The sequence below is a fragment of the Pseudarthrobacter sp. GA104 genome, assembly GCF_009741265.1.
Taxonomy (GTDB): domain Bacteria; phylum Actinomycetota; class Actinomycetes; order Actinomycetales; family Micrococcaceae; genus Arthrobacter.
The window spans coordinates 2,424,203-2,447,929 of sequence record NZ_WOWL01000001.1 but is presented as its reverse complement, the minus strand read 5'-3'; the positions used below and the strand labels follow the sequence as shown (position 1 = coordinate 2,447,929).

General features: G+C 63.3%; 12 protein-coding genes and 3 rRNA genes. 6 read left to right on the top strand and 9 right to left on the bottom strand.

Annotated features, from left to right (window positions below):
- The first annotated feature begins 4 nt into the window (after positions 1-4).
- The 6 genes from GK109_RS11135 (at position 5) to GK109_RS11110 (ending at position 7,291) form a co-directional block, all read left to right on the top strand.
- Positions 5-943, top strand: a complete 939-nt coding sequence (locus GK109_RS11135) for a carbohydrate ABC transporter permease (RefSeq protein WP_157240427.1) — start codon at positions 5-7, stop codon at positions 941-943.
- Complete coding sequence (locus tag GK109_RS11130) at positions 940-1,830, top strand: carbohydrate ABC transporter permease (RefSeq protein ID WP_157240426.1); 891 nt, start codon at positions 940-942, stop codon at positions 1,828-1,830. The genes GK109_RS11135 and GK109_RS11130 overlap by 4 nt, the downstream gene beginning before the upstream one ends.
- 92 nt (positions 1,831-1,922) lie before the next feature.
- Complete coding sequence (locus GK109_RS11125; RefSeq protein WP_157242865.1) at positions 1,923-3,599, top strand: alpha-amylase family glycosyl hydrolase; 1,677 nt, start codon at positions 1,923-1,925, stop codon at positions 3,597-3,599.
- Positions 3,599-4,396 (top strand): polyphosphate--glucose phosphotransferase, encoded by a 798-nt coding sequence (ppgK, locus tag GK109_RS11120; RefSeq protein ID WP_157240424.1) that lies wholly within the window; start codon positions 3,599-3,601, stop codon positions 4,394-4,396. Before GK109_RS11125 ends, ppgK begins: the two co-directional genes overlap by 1 nt.
- 152 nt (positions 4,397-4,548) lie before the next feature.
- Entirely contained in the window at positions 4,549-6,228 is a 1,680-nt protein-coding gene (locus tag GK109_RS11115; RefSeq protein ID WP_157240423.1) for a helicase HerA-like domain-containing protein, read from the top strand.
- A gap of 70 nt (positions 6,229-6,298) precedes the next feature.
- On the top strand, positions 6,299-7,291 hold the full coding sequence (locus tag GK109_RS11110; RefSeq protein ID WP_157240421.1) for a hypothetical protein: 993 nt from the start codon (positions 6,299-6,301) through the stop codon (positions 7,289-7,291).
- 42 nt (positions 7,292-7,333) lie between these two features.
- Here GK109_RS11110 and GK109_RS11105 read toward each other — a convergent pair whose 3' ends face one another.
- The 9 genes from GK109_RS11105 to GK109_RS11065 form a co-directional block, all read right to left on the bottom strand.
- Complete coding sequence (locus GK109_RS11105) at positions 7,334-8,215, bottom strand: type IV toxin-antitoxin system AbiEi family antitoxin domain-containing protein (RefSeq protein WP_157240419.1); 882 nt, start codon at positions 8,213-8,215, stop codon at positions 7,334-7,336.
- 167 nt (positions 8,216-8,382) lie between these two features.
- Positions 8,383-10,410, bottom strand: coding sequence for an NHL domain-containing thioredoxin family protein (locus GK109_RS11100; protein WP_157240417.1), 2,028 nt, complete (start codon positions 10,408-10,410; stop codon positions 8,383-8,385).
- Positions 10,410-12,578 carry a cytochrome c oxidase assembly protein gene (locus GK109_RS11095; RefSeq protein ID WP_157240416.1) on the bottom strand — a complete coding sequence of 723 codons (2,169 nt, stop codon included), beginning with the start codon at positions 12,576-12,578 and terminating at the stop codon, positions 10,410-10,412. The genes GK109_RS11100 and GK109_RS11095 overlap by 1 nt, the downstream gene beginning before the upstream one ends.
- Positions 12,579-12,692: 114 nt before the next feature.
- Positions 12,693-12,980 (bottom strand): HU family DNA-binding protein, encoded by a 288-nt coding sequence (locus GK109_RS11090; RefSeq protein WP_009358243.1) that lies wholly within the window; start codon positions 12,978-12,980, stop codon positions 12,693-12,695.
- A 427-nt stretch (positions 12,981-13,407) separates the two neighbouring features.
- Positions 13,408-13,524, bottom strand: a 5S ribosomal RNA gene (gene rrf, locus GK109_RS11085).
- A gap of 228 nt (positions 13,525-13,752) precedes the next feature.
- Positions 13,753-16,879, bottom strand: a 23S ribosomal RNA gene (locus GK109_RS11080).
- Positions 16,880-17,375: 496 nt separating this feature from the next.
- A 16S ribosomal RNA gene (locus GK109_RS11075) occupies positions 17,376-18,897 on the bottom strand.
- The 16S, 23S and 5S rRNA genes sit together here, the layout of an rRNA operon.
- A 564-nt stretch (positions 18,898-19,461) precedes the next feature.
- A complete protein-coding gene (locus tag GK109_RS11070) occupies positions 19,462-22,539 on the bottom strand; it encodes a glycoside hydrolase family 2 TIM barrel-domain containing protein (RefSeq protein WP_157240414.1) in 3,078 nt (1,025 codons plus the stop codon).
- A gap of 119 nt (positions 22,540-22,658) precedes the next feature.
- Positions 22,659-23,666, bottom strand: coding sequence for a LacI family DNA-binding transcriptional regulator (locus tag GK109_RS11065; RefSeq protein ID WP_157240412.1), 1,008 nt, complete (start codon positions 23,664-23,666; stop codon positions 22,659-22,661).
- Positions 23,667-23,727: the final 61 nt, after the last annotated feature.

Genomic DNA, 23,727 nt, shown 5'->3' with positions numbered 1-23,727 from the left:
ATTCATGTCATCGACGACTAAGCCTTCCACTAGAGCGGTGGTGACGGCCCCGGCAGCGACCAGAGCGACGGTTGCGCGAAAGCGCCGCCTCGATCCGATCTACTACTTCTTCCTGTTCCCGGCGCTGGCGATTTTCACCGTCGCCGTCACGCTGCCGGCTGTACTCGGATTCGTCTACAGCTTCACGAACTCCGTCGGCTTCGGCGACTTCGACTTCATCGGCATCCGGAACTTCATAGCGGTTTTCCAGGATGAAGGGGTCCTCAGCGCCTACGGCTTCACGCTCGCCTTTGCGCTCGTGACCGTCATCGCCGTCAACGCCGTGGCCTTCCTCCTGGCGCTGGGACTCACGTCCCGTGTCCGCTTCCGCGCTGCACTGCGCACGGTATTCGTTATCCCCATGGTGATTTCGGGCATCGTCATCGCGTTCGTCTTCCAGTACCTCTTCTCGAACTCGCTGCCGCTTGTGGGCCAAAGCATGGGAATCGAACCGCTGGCGACGAGCATCCTCGCCAACCCCGATCTGGCGTGGCTGGCGATCGTCTTCGTCGCGGCGTGGCAGTCCATTCCGAGTGCGATGCTGATTTACATCGCAGGGCTTCTCACGGTTCCTGCCGAGGTCTACGAGGCAAGCTCCATCGACGGAGCTTCGCCCTGGCACAACCTGCGGCACATCACCCTGCCGCTGGTCGCCGGATATGCGGTCATCAATATGGTCCTTGGCTTCAAGAACTACCTCAACGCCTACGACATCATCGTTGGCCTTACCGACGGCGGCCCCGGAGTCGCCACACGCAGCGTCGCGATGTCGATCTTCCGTGGCTTCGAAGGCGGCGACTACGCGTACCAGATGGCCAATGCCGTGATCTTCTTCCTCATCAGCATCGTCATCGCACTCATCCAGCTTCGCTTCACTCGTGGCAAAGGAGGGGTCGCAGCATGAGCAGCGCACCCAGCACCATCACAGCAGGACCCACGGCCGCCGGGAAGAAACATCCGATCCGCGCCGGCAAAAAACGCAGCAACTGGCCTGCGACCATCATCCTTATCGTCTGCACGCTCAGCGTGCTCGTCCCGCTGTACGTCACCATCAGCATGGCCTTCAAAACCACCGGCCAGGCGGTGGACGGCAACGCCTTCTCGCTGCCAAGCCCCCTGACCTTCGACAGTTTCGTCCAGGCATGGACGCTCACGAACTTCCCGCGCGGCTTCGGAATCTCGGTGTTCGTGTCCGTGACCGCCGTTGCGGGGGAGATCATCGTGTCGGCGCTGGCAGCCTACGCGATCGTCCGCAACTGGGACCGCCGGCTCTTCCGCTGGTCCTTCTTCTACCTGCTCGCGGCGATGTTCATCCCGTTCCCCGTGGTGGCGCTGCCGCAGATCCAGCTCACGGGCCTTGTCGGACTGGACAATCCACTCGGCGTCGCGATCCTGCACATCGTGTTTGCCCTGGCGTTCAACACGATGCTTTTTACGGCCTTCCTGCGCTCCATCCCGCTGGAGCTGGAGGAAAGCATGCGCATTGACGGCGCCGGCACGTGGCAGGTGTTCTGGAAGCTCATCTTCCCCCTGCTCGGGCCGATGAGTGCAACGGTGGGCATCTTCGCCTTCATCGCGTCATGGAACGACTTCATGATGCCGTCACTCATCATTTCCGACCCGGAACTGCAGACGATCCCGGTGCTGCAGAAGATCTTCCAGACGCAGTTCAGCAACAGCTACAACGTCGCCTTCGCCTCGTACCTGATGGCGATGGCGCCGGCGATCGTCGTCTACCTCTTTACCCAGCGCTGGGTAATGTCCGGCCTGACCCAGGGCGCAGTCAAGTGACGCCAGCCGCCAAACCGACCACAGACACAAAAGTAAAGGACAAAGTCTTGCCCTCCATCGCCACCAAGGCAACCAGCACCGGGCCCAAGCAGATGACCGACCCCGACTGGTGGCGCCAGGCCTCGGTCTACCAGATATACCCCCGCAGCTTCGCCGACTCCAACGGCGACGGTATCGGTGACATCAACGGCATCACCGCCAAGGTCCCTTACCTGAAGGCTCTGGGAATCGATGCGGTCTGGCTGAGCCCGTTCTACCCTTCAGCCCTCGCCGACGGGGGCTATGACGTGGACGACTACCGTAACGTTGACCCGCGGCTCGGCACTCTCGAGGACTTCAACGACATGGCCTCCGCCCTGCACGCCGCCGGCATCAAGCTGATCGTGGACATCGTGCCCAACCACTCCTCGAACCGCCACGAGTGGTTCCAGGAAGCCCTCGCCTCCCCGAAGGGATCCCCCGCCCGCGACCGCTACATCTTCCGTGACGGACTCGGCGACAACGGTGAACTTCCGCCGTCAGACTGGGACTCCGTGTTCGGCGGTCCCGCCTGGGAACGCATCACAGAACCCGACGGAACTCCGGGCCAGTGGTACATGCACATCTTCGCCAAGGAACAGCCGGACTTCAACTGGGACAACCGCGAGGTTCGCGAAGACTTCCTGAAGACCTTGCGCTTCTGGTCCGACCGGGGCGTGGACGGTTTCCGGATTGACGTCGCCCATGCCCTGACCAAGAACCTCGAAGAGTCCCTGCCCACCAAGGCAGACCTCGAAACCCAGGGCGAGGCGCTGTACCTTGCCGGTGCGCATCCGTACTGGGACCGCGACGAAGTCCACGAGATCTACGCCGAGTGGCGCAAGCTCTTCAACGAGTACAACCCGCCGCGCACCGCCGTCGCCGAAGCCTGGGTGCACTCGGACCGCCGGGCCCGCTACGCCAGCCCGGAGGGCCTTGGCCAGGCCTTCAATTTCGACCTGCTGCAGGCAGACTTTGACGGCGCCCAGTACCGGAAGATCATCACCAAGAACCTCGCCGAGGCCCAGGCTTCCGGCGCTTCCTCCACGTGGGTTTTCTCCAACCACGACGTCGTACGGCACGCCACACGCTACGGGCTGCCAGTCTCCGGACCTTCGGCCGAGGGCGGGATCATGGCCGGCGAGGCCGGCAAGCAGTGGCTGCTGGCCGGCGGCAAGCAGGAAGACGTCGACGTGGAACTCGGCCTGCGCCGCGCCCGTGCCGCATCGTTGCTGATGTTCGCCCTTCCAGGCTCCGCGTACCTCTACCAGGGCGAGGAACTGGGCCTGCAGGAAGTCGGCAGCGAAATCCCCGACGCAGAACGCCAGGACCCGGCCTTCTTCCGCAACAAAGGCGTGGAAATCGGCCGCGACGGCTGCCGCGTGCCGCTGCCCTGGACAGGCTCGGGCACCTCGTTCGGTTTCGGGACGGGCGGCGCCCACCTGCCGCAACCGGAATGGTTCGCAGGCTACTCAGTGGAAGCCCAGGAGGCCCGGGAAGAGTCAACCCTGTCCCTCTACCGCAGGGCGCTTGCCCTGCGGTCACGGCTGCAGACCACTGAAGCGCTGGAATGGCTGGAAACCGGCCGGCCTGACGTCCTGGCCTTCCGGCGCCCCAACGGCTGGACCTCCGTAACGAACTTCGGCACGGAAGCCTTCGAACTGCCCGCCGGCAAGGTACTGGTCTCCAGTTCGCCCCTCCCGGCAGGTTCCCTGCCCGGAGCGGCCACGGCCTGGCTCCAGGAAGCGTGATGACAGGACCCTCGGCCAATACCACGGACGTGCCATCCGGACTGGATTTCGGGATCGGCATCGATGTCGGCGGGACGTGGATCAAGGGCGCAATCATCAACATGGGCAGCGGCACCCCGGTCGGCGGCGTCCGTCGCCTCCGGACACCTGCCTGCGGCACGGTTGATGAAGTCGCAAACACCCTGGACCAGCTCATCGATGAGCTCGAATCCGAAAGCCCCGGCCATAGCGCCCCTGCTGTCGGCGTCGCCATCCCCTCGATAGTCCAGCACGGAGTGGCCAGGTCGGCAGCAAACATGGACGCCGGCTGGATCGGACTGGATGTTCAAGCCTACTTGCGGGAACGGCTTGGCCGGCCCGTTTGCGTGGTGAATGACGCCGACGCCGCTGGTATGGCAGAGGCCCATTACGGCGTCGGGAAGGACAAACGCGGCGTTGTCCTGGTCCTCACGTTGGGAACGGGCATCGGATCAGCACTCATCGTTGATGGAAAGCTGATACCCAATTTCGAGCTGGGGCATCTGGAAATCGACGGGCACAAGGCAGAATCCCGGGCATCGGCCGTCGCCCGCGAAAATGCAGGCCTGGACTGGATTGAGTACGCGGACCGGCTCCAGCTGTACCTGTCACATGTGGAGTTCCTCTTCTCGCCCGACCTGATCATCATCGGTGGGGGAATTTCGGAATGCAGCAACGAATACCTGCCTCGCCTGTCACTGCGCACCCCGGTCATCCCGGCCAGCCTGGAAAACTCTGCGGGCGTCGTGGGTGCTGCCCTGCAGGCAGCTGCAGCCTGAGGGCACCCGACGAAACCGTCCCCAAAAAGGGCCGACGGCGGCACTCACCACGCCGCCGTCGGCCCTTCCAACGAAGCTGCCACCCGCCCAAGCGGTCCTTAGTCACGACGCGCGGACCGGTGCGGGGTTGCGGCCGCCGCTAAGCTAACGCCATGGCCAACAAAACCACAGCAGAGAAGCTTGCCACCCTCCAGAAGGGCTACACGCTGGAAGGCGCCACCATAGAGCTGGGAGCCGCGATCGTGGACGGCGAGCTCCACAAGGACGCGCCGGTGCGGCTGCCGCTTTCCATGATGAACCGGCACGGCCTCGTGGCAGGTGCCACCGGCACGGGCAAGACCGTCACACTGCACATGATGGCCGAACAGCTCTCCACCGCCGGCGTGCCGGTCTTCCTGGCGGACATCAAAGGCGACCTCTCCGGGCTGGCCACCGCCGCCGTCGGCAGTGAAAAACTCACCGCACGCACGGAGGGCATCGGGCAGCCATGGCAGGGCAAGACGTTCCCGGTGGAGTTCCTGGCCCTGGGCGGCGATGGCAACGGCGTCCCCGTGCGGGCCACGGTGTCCTCCTTCGGGCCCATCCTGCTCTCGCGGATCATGGAACTGAACGACACGCAGGAATCGAGCCTGCAGCTGGTCTTCTATTTTGCGGACAAGAACGGCCTGGAACTCATTGACCTGAAGGACCTCCGTGCCGTCATCCAGTTCCTCACCTCGGACGAGGGCAAAGACCAGCTCGAGGAACTCGGCGGCCTGTCCAAGGCGACCGCCGGGGTGATCCTGCGCGAGCTTGTGAGCCTCGAGGCGCAGGGACTGGAGAGGTTTTTCGGGGAACCCGAATTCGATACCGCGGAGCTGCTGCGGACCGCCCCGGACGGCCGCGGGGTCATCACGTGCCTGGAGCTGCCCACGCTGCAGACCAAGCCCATGCTGTTCTCCACCTTCCTGATGTGGCTGCTGGCCGACCTGTTCGAGGACCTCCCCGAGGCCGGCGACCTGGACAAACCCAAGCTGGTGTTCTTCCTCGATGAAGCCCACCTGCTCTTCAACGACGCCTCCAAGGCGTTCCTGGAGGCCATCACCACCACGGTCCGGCTCATCCGCTCCAAGGGCGTGGGAATCTTCTTCGTCACCCAGACCCCCAAGGACGTCCCGGCCGAGGTCCTGGGCCAGCTCGCCAACCGGGTGCAGCATGCCCTCCGCGCGTTCACCCCGGAGGACGCCAAGGCATTGAAGGCCACGGTCTCCACCTTTCCGCTCAGCGACTACGACCTGGAGGAAACCCTGACGTCCGCCGGCATCGGCGAGGCCGTCATCACCGTCATGAATGAGAAGGGTGCCCCCACCCCCGTGGCGCTGACCCGCCTGCGGGCGCCCGAGTCCGTGATGGGTCCGAGCGACGAGGCTTTGGTCCGCAGCACCGTGGCGGCTTCAGCCCTGCTGGCCAGGTACGGAACGGCGGTGGACAATCCGTCGGCCTTCGAAAAGCTTTCCGGGAAGGCTGCCGCTCCCACGGGGCCGGCCGCCGATGGCCGGGTGGCCGTCCCCGGCAGGGCTGCCGGCGACACTACCGACATCGACGCCGAGGCACGCCGGATCGAGGAGGAGATCCTCGGCCGCCCCAGCAGCCGGCCGGCAGCTTCCGGGGATGGAACGCGCCGCTCCCGGACGGAAGAACCGCGTGATTCGATGATGGGGGATCTGGGTGGCGTGCTGGGCGGAGCCCTGGGCGGCGGGCTGAAGAGCATGGCGAGGTCCATCGGCACGCAGCTTGGGCGGGAGCTGCTGCGCGGGGTGTTCGGCACGTCGTCCCGGCGGCGCCGCCGCTGACCAGGTACCGCATCCGCCATGCCCGACTGCCGTCGTCGGCCGCTTGGCAGGTAACGTAATGACAGTGCAGATGAGTCAAGCGTTGGTGAGGATCGCGGCCGGATGGCTGCTGGGACTCATGCTTGCCGTCGCCGGAGCCGTCGTTGCGGTGAACCTGGTCAACAATACGGTGGCTGGCCCGCAGCAGCCGGTCCGGGAGTATCTGGAGGCACTGCAAAGCGGCGACGGCGGCAAGGCACTGGGGCTGCTTAGGGCAACCGTGCCGCCCAGCAACGCCGCCATGCTGGACGGAACCGCCCTGCAGACTGCAACGTCCCGGTTCACGAACGTGGATATCGGTGACGCGGTGGAGCTCCCGGACAACCAGGTCATGGTGCCCATGCAATACACCATTGACGGCAGCCGGCTCCGCACCGAGTTTCTGCTGGAGAAAACCGGAACCGAGTGGCTCTTCTTCAACACGTGGGCCTTTGTTCCGTCGAGGCTTCCCACTCTTGACATCACGGTGGTCAACGCCAGCGAGGCCACCGTCAACGGCGTGCCGGTGAACATGCCGAACGGCCGGAACTCCTTTGCGGTGTTCTATCCGGGCGAGTACGAGGCCACCGTGAACGGCCAGTACTTTTCGGCATCACCCACCAGGGCCACGGTGACGGCGCGCGATGCCCCCGTAGCGCCGCTCAACCTCCTCACCCAGGCCACGGACACCCTGAAGAAGGACGTCTCGGCGAAGGTCAAGGAATTCCTGGACAGCTGCGCAGCCGAAGCAGCCAAGGAGCAGAAGCTCCAGCCCGACTGCCCGTTCTACTACGCCAGCAACAACAGGGTGCAGGACGGCACCATCAAGTGGACCGTGACGGAGTACCCCAACGTGTCCATCGAGCCCTTCGACGGGCGCTGGGTGGTGGCTCCGCTCGACGGCAAGGCCAAGGTTGAGGCCCTCCAGCAGAACCTGTTCACCGGCGCCTGGTACCCCCTCAGTGAAGAGGTGGACTTCAGCTTCACCACCCGGCTGGACGTCTCAGGAGACACAGTCAAGGTCACGCCGGTGCTAAGCTTCTAGCCCCTGCCACAACAGCCCAGTTTTAGTTGCCTAATGCCAGGTTTACCGGCCTTTGTGGCGCCAGCTGGGCGAATAACCGGGCCGGTGTGGTTGCGGCCACCGCAGCGAACCCCGGGCAAGAACCTCACGGACCTGCGCCAGGACGGATTCCGGCCCGTGAACCACGTCGTCGTAGAAGAACCTGAGCACGGGCAAGCCCTGCAGTATTGCCGAGTTATCCCGCCGCCGGTCCTTTTTGAACTGGCGCGCCTCGAGGTGGAAGGCGAGCCCGTCAATTTCTACGATGAGGAACCCTTCCAGCAGGAAGTCCACTCGTCCGATTCCGTCGATCCACACTTGGGTCTCGGTAAGAATGCCCGCATCCCGGAACAATACCCGGGCCAGTGTTTCGAGCAGGGAATCCGCACCACGGTCAACTTTGGACACCACGTTCCGCGCTTTGCCACACCGGCTGCCCTCGAGGTGGCGCAGCAGATACGGCAGATCGATGTCGCCGCGGTTGTAGGCACACTCCACCATCACCAGGGACTCAAGTTCCGGCAGGCAAAGAAGGGCATGAAGCAAGACATCGGGAAGTGCTGCCAGGGTCCGATACCGGGGTGGCTGCGTCAGGGCAAGACGATGGCTGACACAACGGACTGCGATCCGGCCATTGCTCTGCCAGTAGTGCGGACTGGCAGCAGGTCGGAGCCGCCAGAGGCCGTATGACGGTGCCGCGGAAACACACGTGACCATGCCGCGGGCACGACCTGCAGCCACCAGTTCCGCATCAGCATCTGCCGTGGCCAGGAGTCCTCGTTCCAGCCGTAGCACCTGGCCGCTGCGGACCGCCCGGCGAAGCTCCACATCCGTAGCACCGGCGGCCAGCACATCCCGCCGCAGCAAGACTCCCCCGGCCGACCTGAGGATCTCTGTTGGGTCCATCAAGCCAGACTGTCGGCAGTCCCATGGTCGACGGGAGGCAGCAAGGGAGCTATGTGGAGAACCCTGGGCCCAGGCTGGCCCAGTTTTGGGGGCAAAAGGTGCGGCACTGGCCCGGTTTCAAGCGGCATCAAGCCAATAACCGGGCCAGTTGGACACTCGGCGGCGCGTCAGTCCATCCCGCGGAGGTCCAGGACCAGCTCACGGTCGCCGTCGCGCTGCAGCACCACGGGGATGCCCCAGTCCTGCTGGTAGAGGTGGCAGGCGGCGTGGTCCGGGATTTCGCCGTCCTCGGTCTCGGGGCCGTCACAGGCAGCAGCCCGGGCCGTGATGTGCAGGACGCCCTCGGCCACCTCAGGTGAAAGCTCCAGCGTCCGCAGCAGCCCCACGGACGTTCCGCCGCCGGACACCAGAAGCTCCGGCGGGGTGGAGGAGATCTTCAGCTGCGTGGGATCGCCCCAGCGGTCATCGAGCTTCTGCCCGGTGGGGGCGGTGAAGCGGACGGCCAGTTCAACGGGTCCTGGCGCCACAGGGCTCTTGGGCCGGTGGGTCTGGACCGCTCCCTCATCCACCTGCTGGGCTTCCTTGGGGATGGGAACGAACACCACCTGGTGCTTGTTGGCCTCAACCACCACCAGCAGTGGCTCGGAACCGGCCGAATGCGTGTGGTCCACAATCACGTCTGACGGCTCCAGGAGGCCGCGCGCGAGCGTTGACACCGTGCCCGAGGCGGGGTCGTAGCGGCGGACGGCACCGTTGTAGGTGTCCGCGATCGCCACTGATCCGTCCGGGAGGACTGTCACACCCAGGGGGTGCTGCAGCCGGGCCTCTGCGGCGGGGCCGTCCCGGAAGCCGAAGTCGAACAGCCCCTTGCCGATGGCGGACTCCACCGTGACGCTGCCGTCGTCGTCAATCACCAACTTGCGGAGGGCGGACGTCTCGGAGTCTGCCACCCAAATGTTCCCGTCCGCGTCCTCGGCCAGGCCGGAGGGCTGGGCGAACCAGGCCTCGTGCGGGGCGCCGTCCAGCAGGCCCTCCAGCCCGTTGCCGGCCACAATGGCAACAGAGCCGGTGATGGGATCGAAGCTGAAGATCTGGTGCGTCCCGGCCATGGCGATCACCACGGCGTTGAGCTTGCGCGACCAGACAACATCCCACGGCGAACTCAGGGCAACGTCCAGCGGGTGCCCGCCGAGCTCGCCGGTGAATCCCGCCGCGTCCTCATCCACGCGCGCGGGTCCCGCCTCCAGCAGCCGCTGGACGCCGCTGCCGGCCAGGGTTGAGGCCTTGCCGTCCGCGAGGGACAGCCCGCGGAGCCGGTGGTTGACGGAGTCGGCAATGACGACGTCGTAACCCGCCTTGGCTGCCACGTCTTCCGGCAGCAGGACCAGGCCCTGGGGTTCGTTGAACCGGGCCGCGGCTGTGTCACCGGCGGCCGGGCCGTCGGAGTAGCCCCGGCTGCCGGAGCCAAAGGTGCCCAGGACAGTGTGGAAGTCGGTGGCAAGCTCCACCAGCCGGTGGTGGCCGGTATCGGTGACCAGCCACGAGCCCTTACTTGCTGGGGAACCGGCGGCCGCGGCACCCGCCGCGGTACCGCCGTCGGACGTTCCCTCCGAGGCGGTGGAACCGCGGCCCGGCGGGAGGAAGAGCGCCTTGCCCGGGAAGCGCAGGGTGCCGGACGTGGGCTCGGGCGCCACGTACGGGCCGGAACCGCGGTGCAGCGTCCCCTTGGCCTCATGTTGTGCGATCAGCTCGGGAATCAGCACGGCCAGGCCGTCCGCGTGGCCTTCGCCGGAGAGGTGCGCCACGATGTAGCCCTCGGGATCGATGACCACCAGGGTGGGCCAGGCCCGGGCGGTATAGGCCTTCCAGGTCTCCAGCTCCGGGTCGTCCAGGACCGGGTGGTGGATCTCGTAGCGCTCCACGGCGGCAGCCAGCGCTACGGGATCGGCCTCGTGCTCGAACTTGGGCGAGTGGACGCCCACCGTCACCAGGACATCGGAGTACTGTTCCTCCAGCGGCCGCAGCTCGTCCAGGACGTGGAGGCAGTTGATGCAGCAGAAGGTCCAGAAGTCCAGCAGCACGATCTTGCCGCGGAGGGCTTCAAGGTCCAGTGATTTGCCGCCGGTGTTCAACCAGTTACGGCCCACCAGTTCGGAAGCCCGGACCCGGGCATGCGTGCGTACGGTTTCGCTCATCAGCGTCCTTCCAGCTTGTTTCGTTCAGCCAGCTTGGCATCGCGTTCAGCCAACTTGGCAAACATATCGTTGTAAGCGGTGAGATCGGCGTCGTTATTCCTGTCCGCCGCCCGGTCCACGCGTTTGGTCTCCCGCGCGTCCGACCGGGACCACATGATGGCGACGCCGATTGCCACCAGGAGCGTGGGCACCTCGCCGATGCCCCAGGCCACGGCGCCGCCGGTCTGCTGGTCTGCGAGTGCCGACTGGCCCCAGGCCCTGCCCAGGTTCCCGAAGTAGTCCGCGGCCAGCAGGTTGGTCCCGCCCATGATGGCCACGCCGAAGAACGCGTGGAAGCCCATGGTGGCCAGGAGCAGGACGAGCCGCATGGGGTACGGCGCCCGGAGCGGAAGCGGGTCGGTGCCGATCATGCTCAGGATGAAGATGTAGCCGGTCAGCAGGAAGTGCACGGTCATCAGCTCGTGGCCCACATGCTCGCGCATGGCGAAGCCGAACAGGTCCGAGTAGTAGAACAGCACAATCGAGCCGGCGAAGTTCGCGGCGGCGAAGAGCGGGTGCGTGACCAGCTGCGAGAACTTCGAGTGGACGAACACCAGCAGCCACTCACGCGCCCCGCGGGAACCGTCTCCACGGGCAGGCAGGGCCCGCAGTGCGAGGGTCACAGGCGCCCCCAGCACCAGGAAGATCGGCGCCACCATGGTCAGCGCCATGTGGTCCACCATGTGGGCGGAGAACAGCACGCGGCCATAGACCGACGGCGGACCAGAGGTGATGTAGGTGAGCACCAGCAGGCCAATGACCCAGTTCACGGTGCGGAACCACTGCCACTTGTCGCCGCGCCGGTAGATCTTGGCCACGCCAAGGAAGTAGGACACAAGCCCGAACAGCGCCGCGGCGATCCAGAGCCAGTCCAGGCGCCACTCTGTCAGCCAGCGTTCGGGGGTCAGCTCCGGGGGAAGCTCATACCCGGTGAGGATGAAGGCGGGCGTGGCATCGGGCGCGAAGGCTGTGGGCTCCGGCGGGGCGGACCGGCCCAGGGCGACGGCGACGCCCGACGTTGCGCCCATCACCAGGAATTCCGCCAGGACCAGCTGCCAGAGGACCCGCCGCGAGGACATGGTGGAGCCCTTGCGGCTCAGCTGCGGGATCACCCACTGCCGGTGCATGAACCCGATCCCGCCCAGGACCAGCGTGGCCATCGCCTTGGCCAGGATGAGCTGGCCATAGGGGGAACCGAAGAGGTCACCCCAGTTGGTGACCCGGATGCTGGCGTTGATGATGCCGGACGCGAGAACGAGCACGAAGGCAAAACCGGCCAGCGACGAGAACCGGCGGAGCGTCGGCTCGGTGATGTCGGTGGCGGTTGCGGCTTTGGGGCCGGTCAGGATTCCGGACAGCAGGGCCAGCATGATGATGCCGCCCACCCAGGTGCTGACCCCTACCAGGTGCAGGCCCAGGGAGTTGATGGCGCCTTCGTGGTCCGAGGAGCTTGAAGAATGGCCGATCAGTGCTGTGGGTACCAGGCCGGCCAGGGCGAGGATCAGGGTCAGCGCCAGGCCGCCGAGGGACCGCACTCCGAACAGGGCCGTTGTCACGACGGCGGCGATGATGGTGACGGCCAGCCAGGCCCGCCCCGTCTCGATATCCGTCATGAAGTAGACCAGGGCCTGGGTGAACTCGGCATCGCCGGAGAGTCCCTGTCCGGCAACATCAGAGTAGGTGAGGACCAGGACCGCGATGGCCGACAATGTCCACGTCGCACCTGCTGCGGCCGCTACGGCCAGGGCGCGGCTGAAGGCAGGGTGTTCGGGTGCCTCACTGCTCTCTTTGCTCCGGCTGCGGGGCCCCGCATTCCTGGGCAGGATGCCGACGGCGAAGACAAGGCCGCCGATGACGGTGGCCAGCGACACGTTGTGGATTGCCTTGCTGACGGGGAGCCCCCAACGGACAAGCGCTCCAGGATCAGAGACTGCCCTGGCGCCGGCAGCCCCGGAGAAGATGAGCGCAGCTGCCAGGCCCAGGAAGAGGGCGGCCAGTCCGGCCACTTGCCATGTCCGGGAGATCCCCAAGGCACCGCTGTCCCCCGCCTGCGCACCGTTGCCCCGAACTCCCTTGCCGGGAACGGACGGGGGCTGGGTGGAACGTGGTTTTGCGGCAGAAGACACCATTCCATTGTCCGCTACGCCTGCCCGGGCCGCGAATCGGCTTAAAGACAAAAGGAGCGGCAACCTGGTGGTTGCCGCTCCTTTTCCGCGCCGGCTGCGCGCCGGGGAGGAAGAAGCCTACTTCTTGTTGGAAACTGCAGCCTTCAGCTTGGAGCCGGCGGTCAGCTTGACGCTGTGGCCTGCCGCGATCTGGATGGTCTCACCCGTCTGCGGGTTGCGGCCGGTGCGTGCTGCGCGGTCGGTACGCTCGACGGCGAGCCAGCCCGGAATGGTGATCTTCTCGCCCGCTGCGACAGAAGTCTCGAAAACCTCGAACAGTGCGTCGAGGACGGAGTTGACGGCTGCCTGGCTGGTGCCGGCCTTGCCAGCTACCTCTGCAACAAGTTCACTACGGTTCTTAGCCATTTATGTCCTCCTGGACGGTCATGATTCTGGAGCCTATACGCGGCATGCGTACAAGCCACTGTTCGAAAACTTACCAGCTTGGGCCTCCGCGTTCCGCAAATTCCGCGTGTTTCCGCGACTTTTTGAGGTTAATCACCGGATTTTTCGGGTTTTTCACCCCGGATTCAGCCGCCAGCGGACGCTCTCTCAGTTGATGCGGGTTTTTCGGCGATGCTCTCTCGGTTGATGTGGGGTTTCCTGGGATGCTCTTGCAGTTTGGCGCTGGTGGTCGACGGCGGGCCGGCCGGGCAGTGCGGGAGGGTCCCCGGGAGGGCGCGTTAAGTGAGAGAGGGTCCCCCGGGAGCGGGCGTTAAGTGAGAGAGGGAACCCCGGGGGCGTTAAATGCGGGAGGCCCCAACCTGGTGGTTGGGGCCTCGACCTAATGGTTGTCCGGCGGTGACCTACTCTCCCACACCCTCCCGGGTGCAGTACCATCGGCGCTGTGGGTCTTAGCTTCCGGGTTCGGAATGGGACCGGGCGTTTCCCCCACGCTATGACCGCCGTAACCTTGTTACCCGTCCGCCCGGGTGTGATCCCCGGGGGTGGGAAGTGTTGTGGTTACAACATGCTTTCCTGCCCGTGTGAGGGCAGGGTGGTGTTGTTATTCAGTTGGTGTTCCCTGCAACAAATGGTTTGTTGTTCGGGAACCACATAGTGGACGCAAGCAGTCTTGTTATCTTTTTACCAACCCTGGTGTGGAACCGCTTTTGAACCGGTTTCACGGGTGTGGTGTGTGGTGTAAGTTATCGGCCTATTAGTACCGGTCAGCTTCACGAGTCGTTAGTCCTCGCTTCCACATCCGGCCTATCAACCCAGTGGTCTGGCTGGGGGCCTCTCACACACGAGGTGTATGGAAATCTCATCTTGAAGCGAGCTTCCCGCTTAGATGCTTTCAGCGGTTATCCCATCCGAACGTAGCTAATCAGCGGTGCACTTGGCAGTACAACTGACACACCAGAGGTTCGTCCGTCCCGGTCCTCTCGTACTAAGGACAGCCCTTCTCAAATTTCCTGCGCGCGCAGCGGATAGGGACCGAACTGTCTCACGACGTTCTAAACCCAGCTCGCGTACCGCTTTAATGGGCGAACAGCCCAACCCTTGGGACCTACTCCAGCCCCAGGATGCGACGAGCCGACATCGAGGTGCCAAACCATGCCGTCGATATGGACTCTTGGGCAAGATCAGCCTGTTATCCCCGAGGTACCTTTTATCCGTTGAGCGACGGCCATTCCACAATGTACCGCCGGATCACTAGTCCCGACTTTCGTCCCTGCTCGAGATGTCTCTCTCACAGTCAAGCTCCCTTGTGCACTTACACTCGACACCTGATTGCCAACCAGGCTGAGGGAACCTTTGGGCGCCTCCGTTACTTTTTAGGAGGCAACCGCCCCAGTTAAACTACCCATCAGGCACTGTCCCTGACCCGGATTACGGGCCGAAGTTAGATGTCCAAAGTGACCAGAGTGGTATTTCAACGATGACTCCACCCGAACTGGCGTCCGGGCTTCAACGTCTCCCACCTATCCTACACAAGCCACTCCGAACACCAATACCAAACTATAGTAAAGGTCTCGGGGTCTTTCCGTCCTGCTGCGCGTAACGAGCATCTTTACTCGTACTGCAATTTCGCCGAGTTTATGGTTGAGACAGCGGGGAAGTCGTTACTCCATTCGTGCAGGTCGGAACTTACCCGACAAGGAATTTCGCTACCTTAGGATGGTTATAGTTACCACCGCCGTTTACTGGGGCTTAAATTCTCAGCTTCGCCTTGCGGCTAACCGGTCCTCTTAACCTTCCAGCACCGGGCAGGAGTCAGTCCGTATACATCGTCTTGCGACTTCGCACGGACCTGTGTTTTTAGTAAACAGTCGCTTCCCCCTGGTCTCTGCGGCCCCGATCCCCTCCCACCAGCAAGTGGTGTTCAAGGTTGGGGCCCCCCTTCTCCCGAAGTTACGGGGGCATTTTGCCGAGTTCCTTAACCATAATTCTCTCGATCGCCTTAGTATTCTCTACCTGATCACCTGTGTCGGTTTGGGGTACGGGCGGCTAAAACCTCGCGTCGATGCTTTTCTCGGCAGCATAGGATCACCGAATCCCCCCAAACGGGGGTCCCATCAGATCTCAGGCATCATGAACAGCGGATTTGCCTACCGTTCGCCCTACATCCTTAGACCGGGACAACCATCGCCCGGCTCGGCTACCTTCCTGCGTCACACCTGTTAATACGCTTGCCTCCCAGGATCAGGTCCTGCGCTCCACCAAAACCCTTCACCCACAAGGGGTGTCAGGCAGGTCTCGGGCAGTTAGTATCCCCTGTTCAGCATGGGCGGTTTTTCGCCGGTACGGGAATATCAACCCGTTGTCCATCGACTACGCCTGTCGGCCTCGCCTTAGGTCCCGACTTACCCAGGGCAGATTAGCTTGACCCTGGAACCCTTGATCATTCGGCGGACGGGTTTCTCACCCGTCTTTCGCTACTCATGCCTGCATTCTCACTCGTGTAGGCTCCACCGCTGGTTTACACCGCGACTTCACCGCCCACACGACGCTCCCCTACCCATCCAAACGCCTGAACCACAAGGGCTTAGCTAATATTTGAATGCCACAACTTCGGCGGTGTACTTGAGCCCCGCTACATTGTCGGCGCGGAATCACTTGACCAGTGAGCTATTACGCACTCTTTTAAGGATGGCTGCTTCTAAGCCAACCTCCTGGTTGTCTTCGCAACTCCACATCCTTTCCCACTTAGCACACGCTTAGGGGCCTTAGTTGGTGGTCTGGGCTGTTTCCCTCTCGACTATGAAGCTTATCCCCCACAGTCTCACTGCTGCGCTCTCACTTACCGGCATTCGGAGTTTGGCTGACGTCAGTAACCTTGTAGGGCCCATTAGCCATCCAGTAGCTCTACCTCCAGCAAGAAACACGCAACGCTGCACCTAAATGCATTTCGGGGAGAACCAGCTATCACGAAGTTTGATTGGCCTTTCACCCCTACCCACAGCTCATCCCCTCCATTTTCAACTGAAGTGGGTTCGGTCCTCCACGACGTCTTACCGTCGCTTCAACCTGGCCATGGGTAGATCACTTCGCTTCGGGTCTAGATCACGCCACTGCAACGCCCTATTCAGACTCGCTTTCGCTACGGCTGCCCCACACGGGTTAACCTCGCGACGTAACACTAACTCGCAGGCTCATTCTTCAAAAGGCACGCCGTCACCAGAATCAGACTGGCTCCGACGGATTGTAAGCACACGGTTTCAGGTACTGTTTCACTCCCCTCCCGGGGTACTTTTCACCTTTCCCTCACGGTACTGGTCCGCTATCGGTCATTAGGGAGTATTTAGGCTTATCAGGTGGTCCTGACAGATTCGCACGGGATTTCTCGGGCCCCGTACTACTTGGGATACTCTCACAGGCGGTACACAACATTACGGTTACGGGGCTAACACCCTCTCTGGCCGGCCTTTCAAGACCGTTCACCTATGCCTGCACATCACACCCCACCAGCCCGGCAGAACTGGTATGGAAAGTCCCACAACCCCGACCATGCAACGCCCGCCGGCTATCACACATGGAACGGTTTAGCCTGATCCGCGTTCGCTCGCCACTACTAACGGAATCACTATTGTTTTCTCTTCCTGCGGGTACTGAGATGTTTCACTTCCCCGCGTTCCCTCCACGCACCCTATGTGTTCAGATGCGGGTCACCGAGTCACTCGCGCGCTCGGCGGGGTTTCCCCATTCGGACACCCTGGGATCACAGTCCGGTTATCGACTCCCCCAGGCTTATCGCAGATTCCTACGTCCTTCTTCGGCTCCTAATGCCAAGGCATCCACCGTGTGCTCTTAAAAACTTGACCACAAAAGATCAAAAACGCTAATTTTCGAGAGAACCACGAAAACCACTGCACCATCCCGAAAGACAGCACAACAGATCCAGGTTCATATTCTTGGAAATTGCTTCTTATAAAAGATGCTCGCGTCCACTATGTAGTTCTCAAACAACAACCCCAAACCACACACCCCACACACACAACATGCATGATCGGTGCAGCCAGGAAACCAGAAACAAACAAACCCGCAACCCCGCCCCGCAAAACGGGACGGAACCACGGCCCTGTTGCCTCAGGACCCAACAGTGTGCCAAACACGAAACCACCCGCACCCACCAGCACCCTTCCAGGAACCCCCGCAAAGAGGAACCGTACTAAGCACCGGAAAGAACCGGCAGCCGCTATTCGTTGATATTCCACCCTTGAGCACCCGCCGCAGAACTTGCGTCTGCGCAACGGGCTGTACTCCTGACAAACCCCCGCACCGCATACACGGCACGAACAATCTGTAGGTGCTCCTTAGAAAGGAGGTGATCCAGCCGCACCTTCCGGTACGGCTACCTTGTTACGACTTAGTCCCAATCGCCAGTCCCACCTTCGACAGCTCCCTCCCACAAGGGGTTAGGCCACCGGCTTCGGGTGTTACCAACTTTCGTGACTTGACGGGCGGTGTGTACAAGGCCCGGGAACGTATTCACCGCAGCGTTGCTGATCTGCGATTACTAGCGACTCCGACTTCATGGGGTCGAGTTGCAGACCCCAATCCGAACTGAGACCGGCTTTTTGGGATTAGCTCCACCTCACAGTATCGCAACCCTTTGTACCGGCCATTGTAGCATGCGTGAAGCCCAAGACATAAGGGGCATGATGATTTGACGTCGTCCCCACCTTCCTCCGAGTTGACCCCGGCAGTCTCCTATGAGTCCCCACCATCACGTGCTGGCAACATAGAACGAGGGTTGCGCTCGTTGCGGGACTTAACCCAACATCTCACGACACGAGCTGACGACAACCATGCACCACCTGTAAACCGACCGCAAGCGGGGCACCTGTCTCCAGGTATTACCGGTTCATGTCAAGCCTTGGTAAGGTTCTTCGCGTTGCATCGAATTAATCCGCATGCTCCGCCGCTTGTGCGGGCCCCCGTCAATTCCTTTGAGTTTTAGCCTTGCGGCCGTACTCCCCAGGCGGGGCACTTAATGCGTTAGCTACGGCGCGGAAAACGTGGAATGTCCCCCACACCTAGTGCCCAACGTTTACGGCATGGACTACCAGGGTATCTAATCCTGTTCGCTCCCCATGCTTTCGCTCCTCAGCGTCAGTTAATGCCCAGAGACCTGCCTTCGCCATCGGTGTTCCTCCTGATATCTGCGCATTTCACCGCTACACCAGGAATTCCAGTCTCCCCTACATCACTCTAGTCTGCCCGTACCCACCGCAGATCCGGAGTTGAGCCCCGGACTTTCACGGCAGACGCGACAAACCGCCTACGAGCTCTTTACGCCCAATAATTCCGGATAACGCTTGCGCCCTACGTATTACCGCGGCTGCTGGCACGTAGTTAGCCGGCGCTTCTTCTGCAGGTACCGTCACTTTCGCTTCTTCCCTACTGAAAGAGGTTTACAACCCGAAGGCCGTCATCCCTCACGCGGCGTCGCTGCATCAGGCTTGCGCCCATTGTGCAATATTCCCCACTGCTGCCTCCCGTAGGAGTCTGGGCCGTGTCTCAGTCCCAGTGTGGCCGGTCACCCTCTCAGGCCGGCTACCCGTCGTCGCCTTGGTAAGCCATTACCTCACCAACAAGCTGATAGGCCGCGAGTCCATCCAAAACCACAAAAAGCTTTCCACCCCCCACCATGCGACGAGGAGTCATATCCGGTATTAGACCCAGTTTCCCAGGCTTATCCCAGAGTTAAGGGCAGGTTACTCACGTGTTACTCACCCGTTCGCCACTAATCCCCCACAAGTGAGGTTCATCGTTCGACTTGCATGTGTTAAGCACGCCGCCAGCGTTCATCCTGAGCCAGGATCAAACTCTCCGTTGAAGTAAAACAGACACAACCCCCAGCCCCGGGAAAACGGGACAAAAAGGCTGCACAAAATTTGAAACCAGCTGTAAAAACCAGACCACCCACAGGGGCGGACAGCCCGGTCAATTCAACCAATCACTAAAACAATTGGTATCAACAAACTTGGCACACTATTGAGTTCTCAAACAACAGACACACCCGGCACCACCACCAGCAAAAAACCACCGTGGATCGCTCCGGAGCAACTTTTCAAACTTACCCGGTTTCAAGGAGCTTTGCAAATCGGCGTTTTCGCGATTTTCGTTGCTCCGAACCCGGCCCCGCCCGCGTTTGGCGCGCCAAGTGGCGAACCATTTTCAGGCTGTTTGCTAAGGGGTTTGGCCGCTATTTTTCCGCTTCAGCGGCGGCGACTCAGAAAACAATACACGGCGGGAAGCCGCTCTGCAAATCCTCCCCCTCGGGTGGGACAGACCCCTGGGAACACCGGAAATCCGCGGTTTTCAGGGCTCTTTGGCCTTAGCCGGCACCTCTGCGCCGCAACCTCCGGTGGTATGGACTGGCTCACATTTTGCGGCTCCCCTAGCGCACCCTCAGGGTCAGGGAGAAGTCGGCTTGACGGGGCTCAAGCCGGTACTGCGGCAACACGCCGGGACCACAAGCAGCGGTTCCCACCCCCCTGAGCGCATGGTCCAGATAGAGGTAGCTCCGGCCGTCCGCCTTCAAGTCCGGACGGTGCGTTGCAGCGTCGAGGACGTCCTGGCTGTAGGGCCGGACAGTCAGCGCAAAGGGATCACCGGCTATCTCCAGTGCCCGGTCCCCAATCCGCAAAGCAGCGGACCGTACTCCGGACCGGGCGCCGGACTCCTGTGGCCGCACGTAGTCCACGTCCATGTCCGAAAGCGGGAGCGAGAACCAGCCCCTCCGCGCTCCCTGCCCCGTATCCGGGTAGCTCTGGTGGGGGCCCTGGCCGAACCAGCTCACCAGCTCCGTCTCTTCTCCCAGCACAAGTTCCAGCCCTATCCGCGCCCATTCCACGCCGGAGCCTCGATTGGCCCACGCGCCGTCCGGCCGGACCGACGTCCGAAGCCCGACAGCTTCACCGTCGCTCGTCCACGCATAGTCCACAAATACTCCGTACTGTTTGTCCGCAGCACCTACACGCGTCCGGACGGTCAGGACTTCGCCACCGTTCCGCCCGCCGTCGGCAGTGAGGCCGGCAGTGGACCCAGGGGCGGGGCCGGCAGCGCGGTCCGCAGTGATACCCAGCAGCCGGGTGTGGAGCCGGTTGAGGCCGGCATCCTTCCACTGGGCGGCCAGGGGACGCTCGTCGGCACCGCCCCATTCACGGCCGAGGTCGTTGTCCGTGGGGGCCCACCACAGATTCAGCGCGAACTTTTCCACCGGGATGCCGCCTATGGAGGTGGGCATGCCCGTCACCCGGCTGAAGACAACAGGTCCCAGCGTCAGTTCACCGTCCCGGACGTCCACGGCTGCAGCCGGCGCCGGACCGGCCGGAGCGTCAGGCTCCCGGACAGACTGCCCCCAGGCAAGCTCGTGACCCGAGGCAGCCCAGGCCGAATCAGCGGCGAGGACTGCACTGACGGTGAGCACCGCAGGCCGGCCGTCATGTTCCGCAGCGGCGAGGGCGGCGACACTGGCGGGCAGCCCAATGACCGCTTCCGCCCGGGGAGCCACGGGCGGAACGTCCGAAGTGCCGGCGGCGAGGGTCCTGCCGCCGGCTTCCACCGCATAACGGAAGCTGAACGCAGCGGTGTCCGCAAAGTCCTGGCCGTTGCGCACCGTGAAACCGGACCAGTCACCTGCCACCGCTATGCGCAGTGGCTCGATGACCTTCTTGAAGTCCAGCAAGCCGGGCCGGGGTCTGCGGTCCGCATCAACCAGGCCGTCGGTGACGAAATTGCCGTCATGAACTTCCTCGGCGAAGTCCCCGCCGTAGGCGTAGTGCTCGCCACCGTACGGGGAGGCGACGGTGATGCCGTGTTCCAGCCACTCCCACACGAAGCCGCCCATCAGGCGCGGGTACTTCTCGAAAAGCTCCTGGTACTCGCTCATGCCGCCGGGGCCGTTGCCCATGGCGTGGACATACTCGCAAAGGACAAATGGCATCGCCCTGCGCCGGGCATCCAGCGCGGCATTTTCGATCGCCGGCTCAATCCCCTGCCCGATCAGGGCCGTTTCTGCCTGGCTGGCATACATCCGGGAGTAGACGTCGACATGCGCGGAGGACCAGTCGCCCTCGTAGTGGATGGGGCGGGAAGGGTCCCGGTCCTTGGTCCAGCGGGACATGGCGGCGAGGTTCCTGCCGGTCCCCGCCTCGTTGCCGAGCGACCACATGATCACCGCGGGGTGGTTCTTGTCCCGTTCAACCGTGCGGCGCATGCGGTCCACCAGCGCCGTTTCCCACTGCGGGTCGTCGCTCGGGTTCCGGGCCCAGCCGGCACTCTCAAAGCCATGGGTCTCGAGGTCGCACTCGAGCACAACGTAGAAGCCGAGCTCGTCGGCAAGTGCCAGGAAATCCGGGTGCGGCGGGTAATGGGAGGTGCGGATGGCATTGATGTTGTGCTGCTTCATGAGCCGCAGTTCGGCCTCCATTAAGTCCCTGGGAACCACCCGGCCAAGGCGCGGATGGTGTTCGTGACGGTTGACGCCGCGCAGCAGGATCCGCCGCCCGTTGACCTTGAACTGCGCGTCCTCGATGGCGATGCTGCGGAAGCCGAGCCGCAGCTCCACGGACTCTCCGGGGGTGCTGACTGTGGCCTCATAGAGCCGGGGCACCTCCGCAGACCAGGGTTCGACGGCGGGGATGCGCAGTTCCGCGCCTGCGGGCAGTTCCGCATCCAGTTCGGGAACGCGGACGACGGCGTCAATCGCCTGTCCGCCCCGGGTCACCTCGACCTTGAGGGTGCCTTCGCCGGTGGCGTGATCGTAGCCTGCGTGGACGAAGACGTCGTCGATGCCGGCCTCAGGCCTTGCCTGGAGCGTGACATCCCGGAAGATGCCGGGGAGCCACCACATGTCCTGGTCCTCCACGTAGCTGGCGGCCGAGAACTGCGCCACGCGCACGGCAAGGGTGTTCTGCCCGTGGACCAGGATCCCGGACACATCGAATTCATGGGCCAGCCTGCTGCCGCGCGTAGTACCGAGCTCCCTTCCATTCAGCCACACGGTTCCCGCGGACTCGATGCCGTCGAACCGCAGCAGGGCGTGGGGGAAGAACTCGGGGCCGGCCTCAAAGACGACTACGTGGTCGCCAATGGGATTGGCGTCCGGCACATGCGGCGGCTCCACGGCGAAGGGAAACTGGACATTGGTGTAGGCGGGGGACCCATGCCCGTGCATCGGCCAGCTCGATGGTACGGGCAGGCTCTCGAACCCATCAAGGTGCCTGCCCCACTGCCAGCCGGCTTTCGGCGCGGTCCGGATTCCGGAACTGAGGCGAAACTGCCAGTCCCCGTTCAGCGACAACCGTGGTGCGTCGCTGTGCAGGTAAGCGCGCGGAGGCAACGTGCCCTTGCCGGGTTCAACAGATTCCAGGTCCGTGATCCCACCAGCACCAAGATCCAGGCGTCGGGCTGCTGAACCGGGGATGATTTCGGGCGTGCTGTCCGCCATGGCGGCAAGCGAATGGGCTGGCATGGGCTTCCTTGCTTCAGGGAGGCTGCGGCTGTGGTGCGGGGAACCGTGTCTCGCTCGCCGTACGTGAACGTTCACGGCAGCGCCTCAAGCCTAGCCGTTCAGGTCTGCTTTGAGAAGGGTCAGGCCGACTGGCGAAGCACCAGCTGATGCTTGAGGATCAAGGAGGCGTCCGGGCTCCCAGCCTCCACTGCGCCGGACAGCAGGTCTGCCACGAGTCCGACGGCGGCCCGGCCTACTGCACGCAGGTCCAGTGCGAGCGTGGTCAGCTCGGGTGAGACCAGTTCGCCCAGGGGTATGCCGTCCATGCCGATCACTGCACAGTCCCGCGGCACTGCCCTGCCGGCGGCATTGAGGGCTTTAAGCGCTCCCGCCGCCATCAGGTCGTTGAACACCAGGAGCCCGTCGACCGTGCCGTGCTGCTCGAGCAGGGAGCGGACTGCCTCCCGTGCCGCCGGGGCGGTGTCCTGCGCCTCGAGGATGATGATGTCAATGCCGGCGTCGGCGGCCGCTGCCGCAACAGCGAGCCCGCGGGTGGTGGCCTGCCCGCCTTCGTCCGAATCGAGGTAGGCGATCCGTCGGCGCTGTGCCGCCAGAAGGTGCTCCAGCGCCATGCGTGCCGCATGGAAGTAGTCAAAGGAGATCCGGCCGGCGGCCTGTCCCGCCGGGTAGTCCAGGACCACCACAGGACGCCGTCCCATCAAGGACTGGGCTTTCTGCGAGCTGGCCCCAAGGTATCCGATCAGGGCATCGACCTGGGGCGCGAGCCGGGCCACGGCGTCGAGGCCGCTTCCGCTGCCGTGGCCAAAATCATCCATCACCACGTTCCAGCCCCGCTGCGTGGCTTCCTCCACCACGCTGGAGGCAAACGCCGGGAAATACGGGTTGGTGAGGTCCGGAATGGCCAGACCCAGTGAGGTGCGGGCGCCCTGCACCAGGCCTTTCGCGAACCGGCTAGGGGAATATCCGAGCTCTGTTGCCAGCGCCTTGACACGTTCACGGGTGGCCGCGCTGATGCCAGGCATGTCGTTCATGGCCCGGGTGACTGTCTGCCGGGATACTCCGGCGGCGGCCGCCACGTCCAGGATGGTGGCGCGGCGGACCTGTGGGCCGCTGGAGCTAGAGGTCATGACGGTAAGTCTAGGCGGGCTGTGGGTGGTGTGGTGGTGTGTGGTTTTTAAATGCGGGAGG